This is a genomic window from Streptomyces sp. NPDC058955 (genome assembly GCF_042741435.1).
GTDB lineage: Bacteria > Actinomycetota > Actinomycetes > Streptomycetales > Streptomycetaceae > Streptomyces.
In genome coordinates this window covers 9,446-25,514 of sequence record NZ_JBHYKM010000064.1, presented here as the reverse complement: position 1 = coordinate 25,514, position 16,069 = coordinate 9,446, and the positions used below count along the sequence as shown (strand labels likewise).

Annotated in this window: 13 protein-coding genes; all 13 read left to right on the top strand. The window is 74.5% G+C overall.

From position 1 onward, the window contains the following. The first annotated feature begins 295 nt into the window (after positions 1 to 295). On the top strand, positions 296 to 862 hold the full coding sequence (locus ACFW1I_RS23225; RefSeq protein WP_384673015.1) for a 4'-phosphopantetheinyl transferase superfamily protein: 567 nt from the start codon (positions 296 to 298) through the stop codon (positions 860 to 862). 86 nt (positions 863 to 948) lie between these two features. Beyond that, entirely contained in the window at positions 949 to 2,193 is a 1,245-nt protein-coding gene (locus ACFW1I_RS23220) for an aminotransferase class I/II-fold pyridoxal phosphate-dependent enzyme (RefSeq protein WP_384673013.1), read from the top strand. A gap of 109 nt (positions 2,194 to 2,302) precedes the next feature. Continuing rightward, positions 2,303 to 3,391 carry a monodechloroaminopyrrolnitrin synthase PrnB family protein gene (locus ACFW1I_RS23215; protein ID WP_384673011.1) on the top strand — a complete coding sequence of 363 codons (1,089 nt, stop codon included), beginning with the start codon at positions 2,303 to 2,305 and terminating at the stop codon, positions 3,389 to 3,391. A 34-nt stretch (positions 3,392 to 3,425) separates the two neighbouring features. Continuing rightward, on the top strand, positions 3,426 to 4,718 hold the full coding sequence (locus ACFW1I_RS23210; protein WP_384673008.1) for an FAD-dependent monooxygenase: 1,293 nt from the start codon (positions 3,426 to 3,428) through the stop codon (positions 4,716 to 4,718). Next, positions 4,715 to 5,563 carry a class I SAM-dependent methyltransferase gene (locus ACFW1I_RS23205; protein WP_384673005.1) on the top strand — a complete coding sequence of 283 codons (849 nt, stop codon included), beginning with the start codon at positions 4,715 to 4,717 and terminating at the stop codon, positions 5,561 to 5,563. The genes ACFW1I_RS23210 and ACFW1I_RS23205 overlap by 4 nt, the downstream gene beginning before the upstream one ends. Positions 5,564 to 5,738: 175 nt before the next feature. Then, positions 5,739 to 7,184: an MFS transporter gene (locus tag ACFW1I_RS23200; RefSeq protein WP_384673003.1), complete on the top strand. Its 1,446-nt coding sequence runs from the start codon at positions 5,739 to 5,741 to the stop codon at positions 7,182 to 7,184. Between the two features lie 492 nt (positions 7,185 to 7,676). After that, positions 7,677 to 8,195, top strand: a complete 519-nt coding sequence (locus ACFW1I_RS23195) for a flavin reductase family protein (protein ID WP_384673001.1) — start codon at positions 7,677 to 7,679, stop codon at positions 8,193 to 8,195. Positions 8,196 to 8,595: 400 nt separating this feature from the next. After that, positions 8,596 to 9,912, top strand: a complete 1,317-nt coding sequence (locus ACFW1I_RS23190; protein ID WP_384672999.1) for a cytochrome ubiquinol oxidase subunit I — start codon at positions 8,596 to 8,598, stop codon at positions 9,910 to 9,912. 33 nt (positions 9,913 to 9,945) lie between these two features. Next, the gene (locus tag ACFW1I_RS23185) at positions 9,946 to 10,929 is read left to right on the top strand and encodes a cytochrome d ubiquinol oxidase subunit II (RefSeq protein WP_384672997.1); all 984 of its coding nucleotides are present in this window, start codon (positions 9,946 to 9,948) and stop codon (positions 10,927 to 10,929) included. Between the two features lie 180 nt (positions 10,930 to 11,109). Beyond that, positions 11,110 to 12,372: an NAD(P)/FAD-dependent oxidoreductase gene (locus ACFW1I_RS23180; RefSeq protein WP_384672995.1), complete on the top strand. Its 1,263-nt coding sequence runs from the start codon at positions 11,110 to 11,112 to the stop codon at positions 12,370 to 12,372. Then, on the top strand, positions 12,369 to 13,148 hold the full coding sequence (locus ACFW1I_RS23175) for a DUF1365 domain-containing protein (protein WP_384672993.1): 780 nt from the start codon (positions 12,369 to 12,371) through the stop codon (positions 13,146 to 13,148). Before ACFW1I_RS23180 ends, ACFW1I_RS23175 begins: the two co-directional genes overlap by 4 nt. Then, on the top strand, positions 13,145 to 14,479 hold the full coding sequence (locus ACFW1I_RS23170; protein ID WP_384672991.1) for a class I SAM-dependent methyltransferase: 1,335 nt from the start codon (positions 13,145 to 13,147) through the stop codon (positions 14,477 to 14,479). Before ACFW1I_RS23175 ends, ACFW1I_RS23170 begins: the two co-directional genes overlap by 4 nt. After that, on the top strand, positions 14,476 to 15,762 hold the full coding sequence (locus ACFW1I_RS23165) for a class I SAM-dependent methyltransferase (RefSeq protein ID WP_384672989.1): 1,287 nt from the start codon (positions 14,476 to 14,478) through the stop codon (positions 15,760 to 15,762). The genes ACFW1I_RS23170 and ACFW1I_RS23165 overlap by 4 nt, the downstream gene beginning before the upstream one ends. Positions 15,763 to 16,069: the final 307 nt, after the last annotated feature.

Sequence of the window (16,069 nt, the reverse complement as noted above, 5' to 3'; positions counted from 1 at the left end):
CTTCAAGTCCTTCTTCGACGTGATCGACCCGGACGCCCTCACCGGGACGCCGGTCCTGACCGCGGCGAGGGGGGGGGCGGCCCCCCCCCCCCCGCGCCGGGAGCCCGCCCCCGCCCCCCGCCGCGCGCCCCCCCCCGGGACTCCCCTCCACCGGGCTGGTGAGCCTGCTGGTGGCGATGGAGGACGCGTTCGGGTTCGAGTGGGACGACGACGTCGAGCCGGAGGCGCTGCGCTCGATCGACTCGCTGACGCGGCACGTCCTGGCGCTCCAGGGCTGAAGGGCACGGGGCGTCCGGTGGCCGTCGCGTGGGAACCGCCGGCGGGCGTCGGTCCGGGGGTGTCGGTCGCGTGCCACCCGGTGGCGCCCCCCTACGGACCGGCGCAGCAGTCCGCGGCGGGGCGCCGCGCGGCCGCCGAGGCCCTCGCGGCCGCCGGCTCGGCCGACCGGACCGTGCCCCGTGAGACCGACGGGCGGCCGCGCTTCCCCCGGGGCTACGCCGGGTCCATCTCGCACACCGACCGCCGGGCGGTCGCGGTGGTGGTCCCCGGGGCCGAGGCGGTCGGCGTCGACATCGAGAGCGCGGTCGTCGACGCGCGCGTGGCGGCGTTCGTCCTGGCCGAGCGCGAGCGGCGCACGCTGCTCGCGCCGGCCGGCGGGTACACCGCGCGGGAGCTGTTCACCGCGAAGGAAGCGGCCTTCAAGGCCCTGAGCAGCATGGGAAGACTCGGCGACTTCACCTTCTGGCGGATCGGGCTCCGTCGGTCCGGGGACCGGCTGGTCGGCTCCTACCGAGGCGAGCCGGTGCCGGTGTGGGTGCGCTCCGAGGCGGAGCTGTCGTTCGCCGTGGCGATACGGCGGTGAACCGCGCGGACGCGTCCGTCCCCCATGCGCACACGCAGGATGCAGAAGACTCACTGACGGCGAAGGCCGTCGAACCGGAGGAACCCATGACGAACCAGATCGGGCAGGACCGGGCGACCAGCGTGGCGCGCGTGATCGGTCACCTGCAGGAACGGCAGCCCCGGCTGGGGGACCTTCGCCACCTGTACGAGGGGAGCATCGCCGCGTACGACGGTGTGCGCGCCACCTTCGGTGACGGCCGCTCGCGGATGGTGCTGACCACCTACGACTACCTGGGTCTGCTCGGCGACGAGCGGATCAACGAGGCGGCGAAGGAGGCGGCGGACCTCTTCGGCACCGGATGCTTCGGCTCGCGGGTCCTGGGCGGCACCCTGGACCTGCACCGCCGGCTGGAGCGGGAGCTCGCCGCGTGGGTGGGCAGAGGCGACGCCATGGTGCTCAGCTCGGGCTTCGTGACGAACTACTCGGTGCTGTCCGCCATCACCGGCCCCGGCACCTGGGTGCTCTCCGACGAGCTCAACCACGCCAGCATCGTCGACGGCTGCATGGCGGCCAAGACCCTCGGGGCGACCGTCCGCGTCTACCGCCACAACGACATGGGCCACCTGGAGGAGCTGCTGAGCCAGGCGCCCGCGGACGCCACCAAGATAGTCGTGGCCGACGGCGTCTTCAGCATGGACGGCGACGTCCTCGACCTTCCCGGCGCGTCCGAGCTGTGCCGGCGCTACGACGCCCTGCTCTTCGTCGACGAGGCCCACAGCCTGGGCGTGATCGGGGCCGACGGCGGCGGCGTCGAGGACCACTTCGGCATGCCCGGCAGCGTCGATCTGCTCATGGGCACGCTCAGCAAGACCATCCCGTCCTCCGGTGGTTTCCTCGCCGGTTCGGAGGAGCTGATCTCCTTCCTCCGGTTCACCATGCGCGGGTACATGTTCAGCGGCGCCGCGTCCCCGATGGGAGCGGCCGCCAGCCTGGCCGCGCTGCGCGTGATCCAGCAGGAGGGGGCGCACCGCCGCTCCCTGCTGGAGCGGAACACCAAGCACCTCAGGACGCGGCTGCAGGCCGCGGGGCTCAACGCCCCGGACGTGCTGGGGCCGATCACCCCGCTGATCGTGGGGGACGACTTCATCGCGCTGGAGGGGGCGCGGCTCTGCCAGGAGCAGGGCGTCTTCCTGCTCTCGGCGATTCCCCCGGCGGTGGCCCCCGGGACGTCCCGCCTGCGGCTGAACGTCACGGCCGCCCACAGCCCGGAGGACGTCGACTTCGCCTGCGACGTCATCATCGACGCCGTGCGCACGGCCACCGAGCGGGCCGAGAGCCGGCGGTCCTGACCGTCGCGGCGGAGCCGGCGGGGGTGCCGGACGTGCCGGGTGCACCGGCCCCGGCACCCCCCGCTCCGCCGTCACGTGACCGGGCGACCCCCACCTGGAGTTGGTTCGTATGCGTACCCGAAGACAGTTGGACGTCGCCTCCGAGGACTTCAACGCGGAGGTCGCACGGCTCGATCCGCTGGGCCTCGACGTCGACCTGCGCCGGCTGCCCAAGCTGAACGAGGCCGCGGACGTCGACGCGTTGGCGCGGGTCCTCGGCGAGGCGCTCCCGACGGAGGAGCGCGTCGCCGCCTTCACGCTGCCGGAGTGCCTCGCCGCGATGCGCGACCTGGGGATGTACCTCGGCAGCCTGAAGCGGCACGGCGTGGTGGCCTTCGACGTCCTTCCGGAGGCCACCGGGCCGTTCGCCCTGCTGGGCCGGCGGACGCGGCTGATACCGCGCGACACGGTCTACCACTACACGTGCTGGAACCCGCCGGGAGAGCGGGAGCGGCTCTACACCGGGCACCCGATGGAGCGCGGCCTCATCGACGCGGTGCGGACGTGCGTACCGGAACTGGCGCGTGGTCTGGAGGCCGGCCGCTCGCTGTGCGCCACGGACCCGCGCAGTGCCGGGCACGCCGAGGACTGGGCGTCGCTGGTGGCGTGCGTCGCCGCGGTGGACAGGACGATGCGGAGCGTGCTCCAGGGCGTCTCCCCCGAGTTCTTCGCCCGTGAGCTGCGGCCGTACTTCGAGGACGTCGCCGTGGCGGGCCGCCCGTACATGGGCCCGGCCGCGGCCCACATCCCCCTCTTCCTGGTCGACGTGCTGCTGTGGGCGTCGGACCGGGGCGGCGAGGAGTACCGGGCGTTCTGCGACGAGATCGCCTCGCACACGCTCCCCGACTGGCGGGAGCGGTACGCGGAGTGGAGCGCCCTGCCGTCCCTGGCCTCCCGTTACGTCGCGGCCCTCGGGGACTCCCTCTCCCCGGACGAGGCGCGGCACGTGCAGGCCGGCGCGCGGGCGCTGCGGGAGGCGCTCAGGACGCTGGCCTCGTTCCGCGGGAAGCACCTGGTCATGGCGCGGCGCGCCTATCAGGAGGAGCTGCGGCTCTACGCGCTGGGCAGCGGCGGCGGGAGCACCGAGCTCCTCGTCGAGATCCTCGCCCTCACCAGGGCGAACCACGCCGCGATCGGAGCGACCGCCGCCGCGCGGTGACGTCACGGTCATGACCCCGGAGTGAGCACGGGCGATGAGAATCACGATAGTCGGGGCCGGGATCGGCGGGCTGGCCACCGCGACGAGTCTGCACGCCGCGGGGTTCGAGGACGTCACCGTCCTGGAGGCCGCTCCCCGTCCGCGCCCGCCGGGGTTCGGCCTGAACGTGCTGCCCAACGCCGTCCGGGAACTCGCGGAGCTGGGGCTCCTGGACGCGCTGCGGGGGCGGGCGGTGGAGACCCGGGAGCTGCTGTTGTGCACCCCGGAGGGCCGTCTCGTCTGGCGGGAGGACCGCGGGCTGTCGGCGGGGTACCGGTGGCCCCAGCTCTCGGTGTCCCACGCCCGTCTCCACGCGGTCCTGGAGGCGGAGGTGCGGCGCCGCCTGGGCGACGGCGCCCTCGTCACCGGCGCCCGGTTCACCGGCCTGGACGACGGGCCGGGCGGGACGCGCGCCGTCTTCGCGCACGAGGGCGGCGGTACGCGTGCGGTGGAGACGGACGTCCTCGTCGGGGCGGACGGCATCCACTCGGCCGTGCGGGCGTCCTTCTACCCGGCCGAGGGCCCGCCCCCGACCAACGGTGTGACGATCCACCGGGGGACCGTGTGGAGCGGCGGCTTTCTGACCGGATCCTCCATGACCGTCCTGGGGGACGACCGGAGCCGGCTGGTCCTGTACCCGATCGAGCGGGACGAGGCGACCGGCCGGTGCCTCGTCAACTGGGTGGCCGCCGCCCCGGACTCCCCCGCCGGCGGGCGCTCCGCCGTGGACGTCGCCGGTACGCGGCGGCACCTCCTGCGCGCGTTCGGCGACTGGTCGCCGCCGGAGGTGGACCTGGCCCGGCTGTTCGCGGACACCGAGCGGATCCACCGGTACCCGATGGCCGACCGGGACCCGCTCCCCCGGTGGACGTTCGGCCGCGCGACCCTGCTGGGGGACGCCGCCCACGCGATGTACCCGGCGGGGTCCAACGGCGCCACCCAGGCCGTCGTCGACGCGCGGGTGCTGGCCCGGCACCTCGCCACGCGCCCCGACGCGGCCGACGCCCTGCGCGCGTACGAGGCGGACCGCCGGCCGCAGATGACGGAACTGCAGAGGAGCAATCGCTCCATGGGGCCGGAGCGGGTGCTGACGCTGGCGCACCAGCGGGCCCCGGAGGGCTTCGACAGGATCGAGGACGTCTTCGGCGAGGAGGAGCTCGCGGAGATCTCCCGCGGCTACGCGGCGACGGGGAAGTTCGATCAGGACTGGGTCAACTCGCGGCCCACGCTCTCCGTCGGCCCGCGCCGGCGGCCGGCCGTGCCGCGCGGGAAGGGGAGCACGGAGTGACGGACACGGACCGGCGGGGCGACGAGGCCGCCGCCGTCAAGGAGACCGGTTTCATCACGGCGGTCATCAGGGCCCTGGAGCACGACCGCCCCGACGCCTACCTGGCGGACCGTCACGCGGCGCTGCTGAGCACGCCGCGGTCGAGGCTGATGGCGCGGGAGGCGCTGGCCGCCGGCGGCACGGTCGGCTCCGTGATCGTGCGGGGGCGGTTCGGCGACATCGCCCTCCAGGAGGCGGTCGCCGACGGCGTCACGCAGGCGGTGTGTCTGGCGGCGGGCAGCGACACGCGCGCCTGGCGGCTCGGACTCCCGTCCGGCACGCGGTACTTCGAGGTCGACCTGCCGGGCCAGCTGGAGGCGAAGGAGGCCCTGCTCGCCCCGGTCGCGGACCAGCTCGCCTGCGAGCGGGTGGCGTTGAGCGAGGACCTGCGCGACGAGACGTGGCCGCGGCGGCTGAGGGAGGCGGGGCATCGGCCGGATCGCGCCACGGTGTGGATCGTCGAGGGGCTGCTCCCGTATCTGCGCCTGGACCACTTCGCCCGGCTGCTCTCCCGGATCAGGAGCCTGTCGGGCCCCGGTTCCGTGCTGCTCGTGGACGCCCCGCACACCGCGTACTTCCGGGACCCGGCGAACGAGGAGTTCCTGGCGTTCATGCGGTCCCGGGGGTCCGCGTTCCGGCTCGGCCTGGACGACCTGGGCGGTCTGCTGGGGCGGCACGGCTGGCGGGCGGAGGCGTACACGCTGGGCCGGCTCGCGGCGGGTGACTGCCCCTGGGTGCCGGCGCCGCCGGCGCGGCTCTGTCCGCCCCGCGACCACCACTGGGTGGCCCGCGCGCGGCTCGACTGAGGGGTCCGCGCGCGGCCCGTCCGAGGGGTCCGCGCGCCGTGGCCGCGGCGGCGGTCCGGCGCTTCGGCGGGCAATTTTCGGACGTGTTCCGTTTGACACCGCACAGCCGCGCTGACATTTTTGTAACATGCTCGAAAATTCCCCGCGCCCTGCGACGACCGGAGGTTGAGGCGCTGTGACCCACACCGATGCATTAAAGGAAACGCCGGCCCCCGCGGGAGGTGCCCGCCCCGGGCTGACCCTCGCCGCCGTCGCCGTCGTGCAGTTCATGGTGTCCCTCGACCTGTCGGTCGTGAACGTCGGACTGCCGCAGATCCGTACCGACCTCGGCTTCAGCGAGGTGGGCCTGACCTGGGTGATCCACGCCTACGCCCTCACCTTCGGAGGACTCCTCCTCCTCGGCGGCAAGATCGCCGACCTGTTCGGCCGCAAGCGGATGGTCCTGATCGGCCTCTCCGTGTTCGGCGTCGCCTCCCTCCTCGGCGGCTTCTCGACCGAACCGGGGCACCTGGTGGCCGCCCGCGCCGGACAGGGCATCGGCGCCGCCATGCTGGCCCCGGCCGCGCTGGCGCTGCTGACGGCGACCTTCCCGTCGGGTCAGGAACGCGTCAAGGCGTTCGGCGTGTGGAGCGCGGTGAACGCCGCCGGCGCGGCCTTCGGCGTCCTCATCGGCGGCCTGCTCACCGAGTACGCGGGCTGGGAATGGGTCATGTTCGTCAACGTGCCGATGGTGATCGTCGCGGTGACCCTGGCCGCGCGCGGCATCGTCGCCGACGGCCCGCGGACCCAGCGCGGCCGCCCGGACGTGCTGGGCGCCATCCTCGCCACGGCCGGCATGACCCTGCTCGTGTTCGGCGTCGTCCGCACCGACCGGTACCCGTGGACCTCGTCGACGACGCTCCTCACCCTGGCGTCCGCCGTCGTCCTGCTGGCCGTCTTCCTCCTCGTGGAGAAGACCACCTCCCGCGACCCGCTCATCCGGCTGGGCCTGTTCCGCAACCGCTCGGTCGCCGGAGCCAACCTCTTCGTCCTCCTGCTCGGCGGCGCCATGGCGTCGGCCTTCTTCTTCATCTCCCTCTACCTCCAGCGCGTGCTGGGGAGCAGCCCCGCCCGCAGCGGCGTCGAGTTCCTGCCGTTCGCGTTCGGTGTCGTCTTCGGCTCGGTGCTCGCCATCAAGCTGGGCAGCACCCTCGCCCCGCGGATGGTGCTGGCGATCGGCGGCCTGCTGACCGGCGTCGGCTTCGCCTGGTTCAGCGTCTTCACCGCCGACGGTTCGTTCGCCGTCGACGTCCTCGGGCCGTCGCTCATCTCCAGCATCGGCATCGGTCTGTGCCTCGCCCCGATGGCCTCCCTCGGCACCAGCGGCGTGGAGGAGCACGAGGCGGGCTCCGCGTCGGCCCTGCTGAACAGCTCGCGCCAGATCGGCGCCGCGCTCGGCCTGGCCGCCCTGGGCACCGCGGCCAACGCGCGCACCGGGGACTCCGGCACCATGGAGGCCCTCACCGACGGCTACGCGCTCGGCATGCTGATCGGTGCCGTGATCGTGGTGGCGGGCGTGCTCATCGCCCTCGCGGTCCTGCCCCGCACCAGCCCCGACGCAGAGGGCGCCGGGCACCACTGACCGACGGCGCCAGGTGAAAAGCGCACACGCACATATGTGGTGACAATGTGTTGTGGCGACAATCCCGCTGGTAATGTCGACAGCGTTCCCGGGATTCAGGCAGAGGCTGACGTCGAGCGCGGCTCACGGTTTCCAGGTGAAGTTCCGTCACCCCACCTGGTCGAAGGGGCCGCGCTTCACCTCGACGCAGGGCCGCGCCTCCCGACGTTCTCTGTGTGGCATCGCCCGGGGCGACGGACCGCGCCGCGGCGGACCCGGCGGTGTCGCCCGCGTGGCGGCGCGGCTCCTCGTTCGTCGGCGTCACCGAACGCCTGGCCCGGACCGAACACCGCGGCTCGAAGAGACAGCCACCGCCGCACAGCCCAGGGAGGGTGCCATGAACGACGCTAGCTTCCGGAGTCGATTCAATCGTCGCCGAGGATCGGGCGACCGGATGGCGGCCCCGTGTCCGGCTTGCCTCGGCCGTCGGACACCCGGCGGGCGGAGTCTCGCGTGATCAGGGCAGCGCGCGGACGCGCGGGCCATCGGATGCGCCCGGCCGGCGCCGAGGGCGTGAAGTACCTGACGGCGCGCATGCGTCCGGGCCTGACCGTCGTCACCGCCTTCGACACCGACGCCCGCCCCTGGGGCACGACGTGCAGCTTCCTCGCGACCGTCGCCCAGGATCCCCCCACCGTGCTGGTGAGCCTGCACCGTGACAGCCCGACCGCCCAAGCGGCTCTCGCCCTCGGAGAGTTCGCGCTCAACCTCCTCCCCCGGAGTGCCCGCACGACCGCCGGACTGTTCGCCGCCGAGGAGTCCGACGCCTTCGACCGGGTCGACTGGACCGTGCCGCGCGGCGCCACCGGACCCCATCTGAGCGGCGACGCCTCGGCGGTGGCCAACTGCACGATCGCGGGCCACTCCACCCACGGCGACCAGATCACCCTCTTCGCCAAGGTGCGCCACGTCCTCCAGAAGCCGACGCGGGGCTGCGGTCTGCTGGCCGCGGCGTTCGGCCTCGTGTACTGACCGAGGGAAGGCGCCCCAGGTGCCGCGTCGCCCCGGGGTGCTTTCCGGCCCCGAGGGCGACGCCGTACCGACGCGCATTTCTCGGACGGAATTCACCCCGCATTCCCTTCCGGTGTCCCACCCCCGGACACCGGGTCCGAGGATGCCCGCAGAACCCCGACCGAATCGCTCAACTCCCTTATCCCTAGGCCGAGTTGAGATCTCCGTCGATAGAATGGGCCCATGGAGTTGCGTCAGTCGGAGCACCTCGCGGCCGAAGCCGGGAAAGCGAGCTCCACCCACACCACCGCACGATTACCCGTCACCCGCCCCTGGGCGAATGCCGGGCGACCCACCCCGATCGGGGCGGAATCCGCCCCGGCAGTCCGGCACACCGCCCACCACAGCGAGGAACGCCTCCGTGAACACAGCTGACCTCGCCCGCCTCCAGTTCGCTGTCACGGCCGGGCTGCACTTCCTCTTCGTCGCCCTGACCCTGGGGCTCGTCACCGTCGTGGCCGTGACGCAGACCCGCGCCACCCGGTCCCGCGACCCCGAGGCACGGGCCACGGGCATGCGGCGGGTGCGCTTCTGGGGCGGGCTGTACGTCATCAACTACGCGCTGGGCATCATCAGCGGCATCGTCCAGGAGTTCCAGTTCGGACTGAACTGGTCCGGCCTGTCCCACGCGATGGGCAACGTCATCGGCGCCCCGGTGGCCATCGAGACCATCGTCGCCTTCTTCCTGGAGTCCACCTTCCTCGGCATGTGGGCCTTCGGCTTCGGGCGCTTCTCCGCCCGCGCCCACCTGGTGCTGATCTGGCTGGTCGCGCTCACCGCGTACCTCTCCACGTTCTGGATCATGGTGGTGAACGGCTTCATGCAGAAGCCCGTCGGCCACGAGACGAGCGGCGGCGTCACCCGCGTCACCGACTGGGGCGCGCTGCTCACCAACGAGGCGACCTGGTACGCGCTGGCGCACATCGCCGGCGCCGTCGCCCTGCTCGCCGGACTCTTCCTCGCCGCCGTCAGCGCCTCCCACCTGCGCCGCGACCACGAGGTCGACTTCTTCCGGCCCACCCTGGCGCAGGGCGGCATCCTCGCGGCCGCCGGCGCGCTCATCACCGTGGTGGCCGGCCTCGTCCACCTGGACGAGCTGAAGAACTACCAGCCCGCCAAGCACGCCGTGGTGTCCGGGGAGGGCCCCTCGCCGGCGGAGCTGAACGCCGCCCAGGTGGCGCGGTACGGCCCCGGTGACTGGCTGCCGCCGGAGTGGGTCGCGACGCCCGCCCTGATCATGATCCTGATCGGCATCGTCCTGCTCTTCGTCGCCTGGATCCCGGCGACCGCCGCCCGCCGGACGGCCGTGCCGCCGTCCCGCAAGCGCGTCCGGATGTGGTTCGCCATGGCGCTGCTGCCCTTCGGCTTCATCGCCCTGATCGGCGGCTGGCTCACCCGCGAGGTGGGCCGCCAGCCGTGGGCGGTGACCGGCGAACTCACCGTGGCGGAGGCCGTGTCGGACACCTCCTTCGGCGCCATGCTGGCCACGGTGGTCGCCCTGACGACCGTCCTCGTGCTCCTCGTCGTCGTCGACTGGGCGCTGATCGCCCACTACGCCCGGAAGGGCCCCGACGCGGCCTTCATCGGCGGCGCGGACCTGCCGCCCGGCCCGCGGGACCCGTCGGACCCCGTGGACGCCGCCGCCCCCGGGGCCGCCGACGTCCGCTTCTCCTACTGACCGACCGACCCAACCATCTGACGGGACGCCACCGTGGAAGTCTTCTGGTACGCCCTGACGGGCCTGTTCCTCGCCGGGTACCTGGCCCTGGAGAGCATCGACTTCGGCATGGGCATGCTGATCCCCTTCGCCCGGTCGGAGCGCGACCGCGAGCGCGCCCGCCGTGCCGTCGTCCCCCTGTTCCTCGCCAACGAGGTGTGGCTGGTCGCCTTCGCCGGCCTGCTGCTCGGCGCCCTGCCGCTGCTGGAGGGCGCGCTGCTGACCGCCCTGCGGATCCCGCTGGTCCTGGTGCTGGCCGCCTGGGTGCTGCGGGACGCCGCCCTGTGGTTCCGCACCGCCCTGCCGTCCGACGGCTGGCGGCGCGTCTGGGACCTCGTCCTGCCGGCGGCCAGCCTGGTGCTGGCCCTGGCGTGGGGCTCGCTGCTCGCGGCCCTGATCCGCGGGCTGTCCACGGACGGCGACGGGCGCGCGGTCGCCGCGCTCTCCGACCTGGCCCACCCCTTCTCCCTCGCCTGCGCGGCCGTCGTCGTCGTGGGCGGCCTCCGCCAGGGCGCGCTCTTCGCCGCCCGGCGGCTGCCCGAGGCCGATCCCGAGCAGGCCCGGCTCGCCCGGCTCGCCGGCCGGCTCCACTGGCCCCTGGTGGGACTGGTCCTGCTCGCCGCGGTGGCGGCGGCCGGCGTGACCGGCGCCCCGGTGGCGGTGACCCTGGTGGGCGTGGCCGCCGCGCTCGCCGTCTTCGCGTCCGAACGCCTCCGCACGGCGGGCCGCCCCGGCGCGGCGCTCCTGCTGGGCACCGCCCCGCTGCTCGCCCTGCCGGCGGCGATCGGCGTCGTCAACGGCACCACGGTCCTGGCCACCCGCTCCGGCACCGGCGCGCTCACCCTGTCCGAAGCCGCGGCGGACTCGGCCTCCCTCGGCCTGCTGGCCGTGGTCGCCCTCCCCGTCCTGGCGGCGATCGCCTACGGCCAGGTCTGGATGTGGCGGGTCTTCGCCCCCCAGGGCGCCCGCGCCCACTGACCCGGACACCGGAGCCCCACCCCATGGGGCGGCACCCCCCCGAGGGGCCGCCCCATGGGTCCGTGGTCATGCAGCACGGTCCGCCCGAGCTCACGGCGGACGCGGTCGCGCCGCCCGCATCCGACGGGCCGCCCGCCGCGAAGTACAGGTGAGAGCGGTCGTCGAGAGGCGGGAGAAGTCGTGACGGAACAGCGGAAGGCGGCGGTCGTGGGCGCCGGGGTGGCCGGCCTGACGGCCGCCTACGTCCTGGCGGCCTCGTACGAGGTCACCCTGTACGAGGCGGACGGACGGCTCGGCGGGCACGCCCACACCCGCGAACTGCCCGGCCCGGGCGGGCGGGCGATCCCCGTGGACTCGGGGTTCATCGTGCACAACGAGCGCACCTACCCCACCCTGCTCCGGCTGTTCCGGGAGCTGGAGATCGGCACCCAGGACGCCGAGATGAGCATGTCGGTGCGGTGCGACGGGTGCGGCCTCGAGTACGCGGGCGCCCGGGGCGCGGCGGGGCTGTTCGCCTCGCGGGCCGCGCTGCGGGGCAGGTACCTGCGGCTCCTCGCGGAGGTGCCGGTCTTCCACCGCGCCGCCCGGCGCCTGCTGGCGCGCGGGGCCCCCGCGGACGTCACCTTCGGGGACTTCCTGCGCGAGGGCGGGTACTCCTCCTATTTCGTCGGCCACTTCGCCCTGCCGCTCGTCGCCGCCGTGTGGTCGTGCCCCGCCCGCACCGCGCTGTCGTACCCGGCCGCGTACCTCTTCGCCTTCCTGCACCACCACGGGCTGCTGTCGATCACCGGCTCCCCGCAGTGGAAGACCGTCACCGGCGGTTCGGCCGCCTACGTCGCCTCGGCCGCCAAGCGCGTCCACCGCGTCCGCGCCTCCAGCCCGGTCGACGCCGTCCGGCGCACCGGCGGGGGCGCCCGCGTCACCACCCGCGACGGCGCCACCGACGCGTACGACGCCGTCGTGATCGCCACGCATCCGGACCAGGCGCTCCGCCTGCTCGCCGACCCCACCGCCGACGAACAGCGGCTCCTGGGCGCCTTCCGCTACTCCCGCAACCCCACCGTGCTGCACACCGACACCTCCCTCCTGCCCCGCTCCCCCGGGGCGCGCGCGAGCTGGAACTACCGCATGACCGGCTGCGAGCCCTCCACCGCCCCCGTACGCGTCAGCTACGACATGGAGCGCCTCCAGCGCCTGCCGTCCGGCTCCGGCTACGTCGTCACGCTGGGCGGCGACGACGGCATCGCCCCGGACCGCGTGGTGGAGCGGATGGTGTACGAGCACCCCGTCTACACGCCCGCCTCGGTCGCGGCGCAGCAGGAACTGGCCCGCCTCAACACCGGCGTGACCGCGTACGCGGGCGCCTGGCACGGCTGGGGATTCCACGAGGACGGCTGCCGCTCCGGCGTCGAGGCCGCCCGGTCCCTGGGAGTCCGCTGGTGACCCGCGCCCAAGGAGACACCGTCTGCGCGGAGTCCACGGGCGCGGAGCCCGTCGCGGCGCTGTACGAGTGCGTGATCACCCACGTCCGCCGCACGCCGCTGCGCCACGATCTGCGGCACGCCACCTACCTGTGGTGCGTGGACCTCGACCACCTGCCGGTGCTGCCCCGGCCGCTGCGCCCGCTCGCCCGGTTCGACGCCCGTGACCACTTCGGCGGAACCTCCGGCTCCCTCCGCGCCGGGCTCGACGCCTTCCTCGCCGCCCACGACATCGACCTGGGCGGCGGGCGCGTGGTGATGCTGGCGCACGCCCGGGTGTTCGGGTTCGTCTTCAACCCCCTGAGCGTGTACTGGTGCCACGACGCCTCCGGCGCCCTGGTGTGCGTCGTCGCGGAGGTCCACAACACCTACGGACAGCGCCACTGCTACCTGCTGCGGACGGACGAGGCGGACGAGGCCTCGGTGGACAAGGCGTTCTACGTCTCGCCGTTCTTCGCGGTCGAGGGCCGCTACCGGATGCGTCTGCCGCTGCCCGGGGAGCGCCTGGCCCTCACCGTCCACCTGGAGAACGACGACGGCAGGGCGTTCACCGCGGTCGTCCGGGGCCGCCGCCGGCCCGCCACCGTGCCCGGTCTGCTGGCCGCGGCCGCGCGCAGGCCCTGGTCCACCGCCGCGGTCTGGGCCGGCATCCGCCGGCACGGCGTCCACCTGCTGCTGCGCGGGCTCCCCGTGCACCCCCGTCCCCGTCCCCTCCCGCAGAAAGGCATGCTGCCGTGACCCGCCCCGCCCTCACCTCCGAGAGCGCCGCCCGGCCCGCCGGCCGCACCGTCGCCATAGCTCCGCGGACGCCGTCGGACGGCCCCGCGACCGCCGCGCCGCTCCGCCGGGCGGACGTCGACGCCGAGCGCTGGCCGGACGTGGCCCGGCTCCCCTCGGCCGGCCCCGCCCGGACCGCCGTCGCCAGGTACCTGGTGGGGCGCGCGCTGGACCGGCTGGACCTGGCCGCGCCCGCCGCCGGTGCCCCCCTGGCGGCCGTCGGGCCCCGGCTGGTGCTCCACGACCCGGACGCGTTCCACCGGCGCGTCGCCCGGCACGGGCTGATCGGCTTCGGCGAGTCCTACCTGGCCGGCGAATGGGACAGCGACGACCTGGCCGGCGTGCTGACCGTCCTCGCCGGCCACGTCGACGAGCTGGTCCCCGCGCCGCTGCGGCGGCTCCGCGGCCTGTGGGTGTCCGCCCGCCCCGCCGGCGACCGGAACACCCGCGACGGGGCCCGTGCCAACATCCAGCGCCACTACGACCTGTCCAACGACCTGTTCTCCGCGTTCCTCGACCCCACCCTCACCTACTCCTCCGCGATCTTCGACGGCTTCCCCGCCCGCTTCGACTCCCTCGCCTCCGGACAGCACCGCAAGATCGACCGGCTCCTGGACCTCGCCGACGTCGGCGAGGACACGCGTCTCCTTGAGATCGGCACCGGCTGGGGCGAACTCGCCCTGCGGGCCGCCGCACGCGGCGCGCGGGTCACCACCCTGACCCTCTCCGCCGAGCAGGCCGCCCTGGCCCGCGAGCGGATCGCGGCGGCCGGACTCGCCGACCGGGTGGACGTCCAGCTGCGCGACTACCGCGACGTCGAAGGCCGGTACGACGCCGTCGTCAGCGTCGAGATGATCGAGGCGGTCGGCGCCGACTACTGGCCCGCCTACTTCACGGCGCTGCGCCGCGCGCTCGCCCCCGGCGGCAGGATCGCCCTGCAGGCCATCACCATGGGCCACCGGCAGATGCTCCACACCGCCGCCACCCACACCTTCATCAGCAAGTACGTCTTCCCCGGCGGCCTGATCCCCTCCCGCGAGGCCATCGCCGAGCACTCCGCCGCCGCCGGTCTGCGCACGGCCGCCGACGACGGCTTCGGCGAGCACTACGCCGAGACGCTGCGCCTGTGGCGCGAGCGGTTCACCGCCCACCGCCCGGTCGTCACCGGCCTCGGCTTCGACCCGGTCTTCCAGCGCATGTGGGAGTTCTACCTCGCCTACTCCGAGGCCGGATTCCGCTCCCGCTACCTCGACGTCCGCCAGCTCCTCCTCACCGAAGGAACCCCCCGATGAGGCCCGCCGCCGACCGACTCGCCCAGCTCCTCGGCCACTTCGTCCCCGGCCCCCTTCCCGTACGCATCCGCGCGTGGGACGGCAGCCAGGCGGGCCCCGCCGACGCGCCCGTGGTGATCCTCCACTCGCCCACGGCCCTGCGCCGCCTGCTCTGGCAGCCCGGCGAGCTCGGACTCGCCGAGGCGTACGTCACCGGCGACTTCGACGTCGAGGGCGACCTGGCCGCGGCCCTCTCCCACGCCGGCCGGAGCGTCCGCGGCCGGACGGCGGCCCGCCCCGGACCGGCCGGCATGGCCGCGGCCACCGCCCTGGCCGTAGGCCTGGGAGTCGTCGGTCCGCCGCCGAGGCGCCCCGACGGGCGGGCCCGCCCGACCGGCAGCCTGCACAGCGTCGCGCGGGACCGCGCGGGCATCAGCCACCACTACGACCTCTCCAACGACTTCTACGCGCTCCTCCTCGACGAGACGATGGCGTACTCCTGCGCCTACTGGACCCGGCGCGACGACCCCGCCTACACCCTGGCCGACGCCCAGCGCGACAAACTCGACCTGATCTGCCGCAAGCTGGACCTCGGCCCCGGCGCCCGGCTGCTCGACGTCGGCTGCGGCTGGGGCTCCCTCACCCTCCACGCGGCCCGCGAGCACAAGGCCCGCGTCACCGCCGTCACCCTCTCCCGCGCCCAGTACGACCACGTCACCGACCGCGCCGCGCGCGAAGGGGTGGCCGACCTGGTGGACGTCCAGCTGCGGCACTGGCGCGACATCGACGGCGGCGGCTACGACGCCGCGGCCGCCGTCGAGATGGGCGAGCACGTCGGCGACGCCGAGTACCCCGCCTTCGCCGCCAAGCTCCACGACGCGCTGCGCCCCGAGGGCCGGCTCCTCGTCCAGCAGATGTCCCGCGGCGCCCACGCACCCGGCGGCGGCGCCTTCATCGAGACGTACATCGCCCCCGACATGCACATGCGCCCCGTCGGCCGCACCGTGGACGTGCTGGAGGACGCGGGCCTGGAGACCCGCTCCGTGGAAGCCCTCCGCGAGCACTACGCGACCACCATCGACGCCTGGCGCGCCACCCTCGAAGAGCGCTGGAACGACTTCGAGGCCCTCGTCGGGACGACGACCGCCCGGGTGTGGCGCCTGTACCTCGCCGGCGCCTCGCTCGCCTTCTCCGAACGCCGCATGGGCGTCGACCAGATCCTCGCCGTACGGCCCACCCGCGAAGGAGCGTCGGCCATGCCGGCCACCCCCACCGCCTGGTACGCCCCCACGAGCCCGGCATGAGCGCCACCGACTGGAGCGCCCTCGGCGCCAACCTCGCCGCCACCGCCGCCACGGCGCTGATGGTCCTCCTCGCCACCTTCGCCGTCGCCGTACGCCGCGATCTGCACCGCGTCGTCGACATCGCCTGGGGCCTCGCGTTCGCCGCCGTCGCCGCCGTGACCTGGCTGCTGTCCGCCGGCCACGGCGAGGGGGGGGGCCCCCCCCGGGGGGGCCCCCCCCCCCCGCGGGGGGGGGGGGCCCCGGGGGGGCCCCCCCCCCCCCCCCCCCCCCCCCCCCCGCGGGGGGCCCCCCCCCCCCCCCCCCCCCC

What these genes read in the sequence shown, in the direction of transcription:
- ACFW1I_RS23220 (WP_384673013.1), top strand. Translation starts at nt 949, where the DNA reads ATGACGAACCAGATCGGGCAGGACCGGGCGACCAGCGTGGCGCGCGTG.
- ACFW1I_RS23215 (WP_384673011.1), top strand. Translation starts at nt 2,303, where the DNA reads ATGCGTACCCGAAGACAGTTGGACGTCGCCTCCGAGGACTTCAACGCG.
- ACFW1I_RS23210 (WP_384673008.1), top strand. Translation starts at nt 3,426, where the DNA reads ATGAGAATCACGATAGTCGGGGCCGGGATCGGCGGGCTGGCCACCGCG.
- ACFW1I_RS23165 (WP_384672989.1), top strand. Translation starts at nt 14,476, where the DNA reads ATGAGGCCCGCCGCCGACCGACTCGCCCAGCTCCTCGGCCACTTCGTC.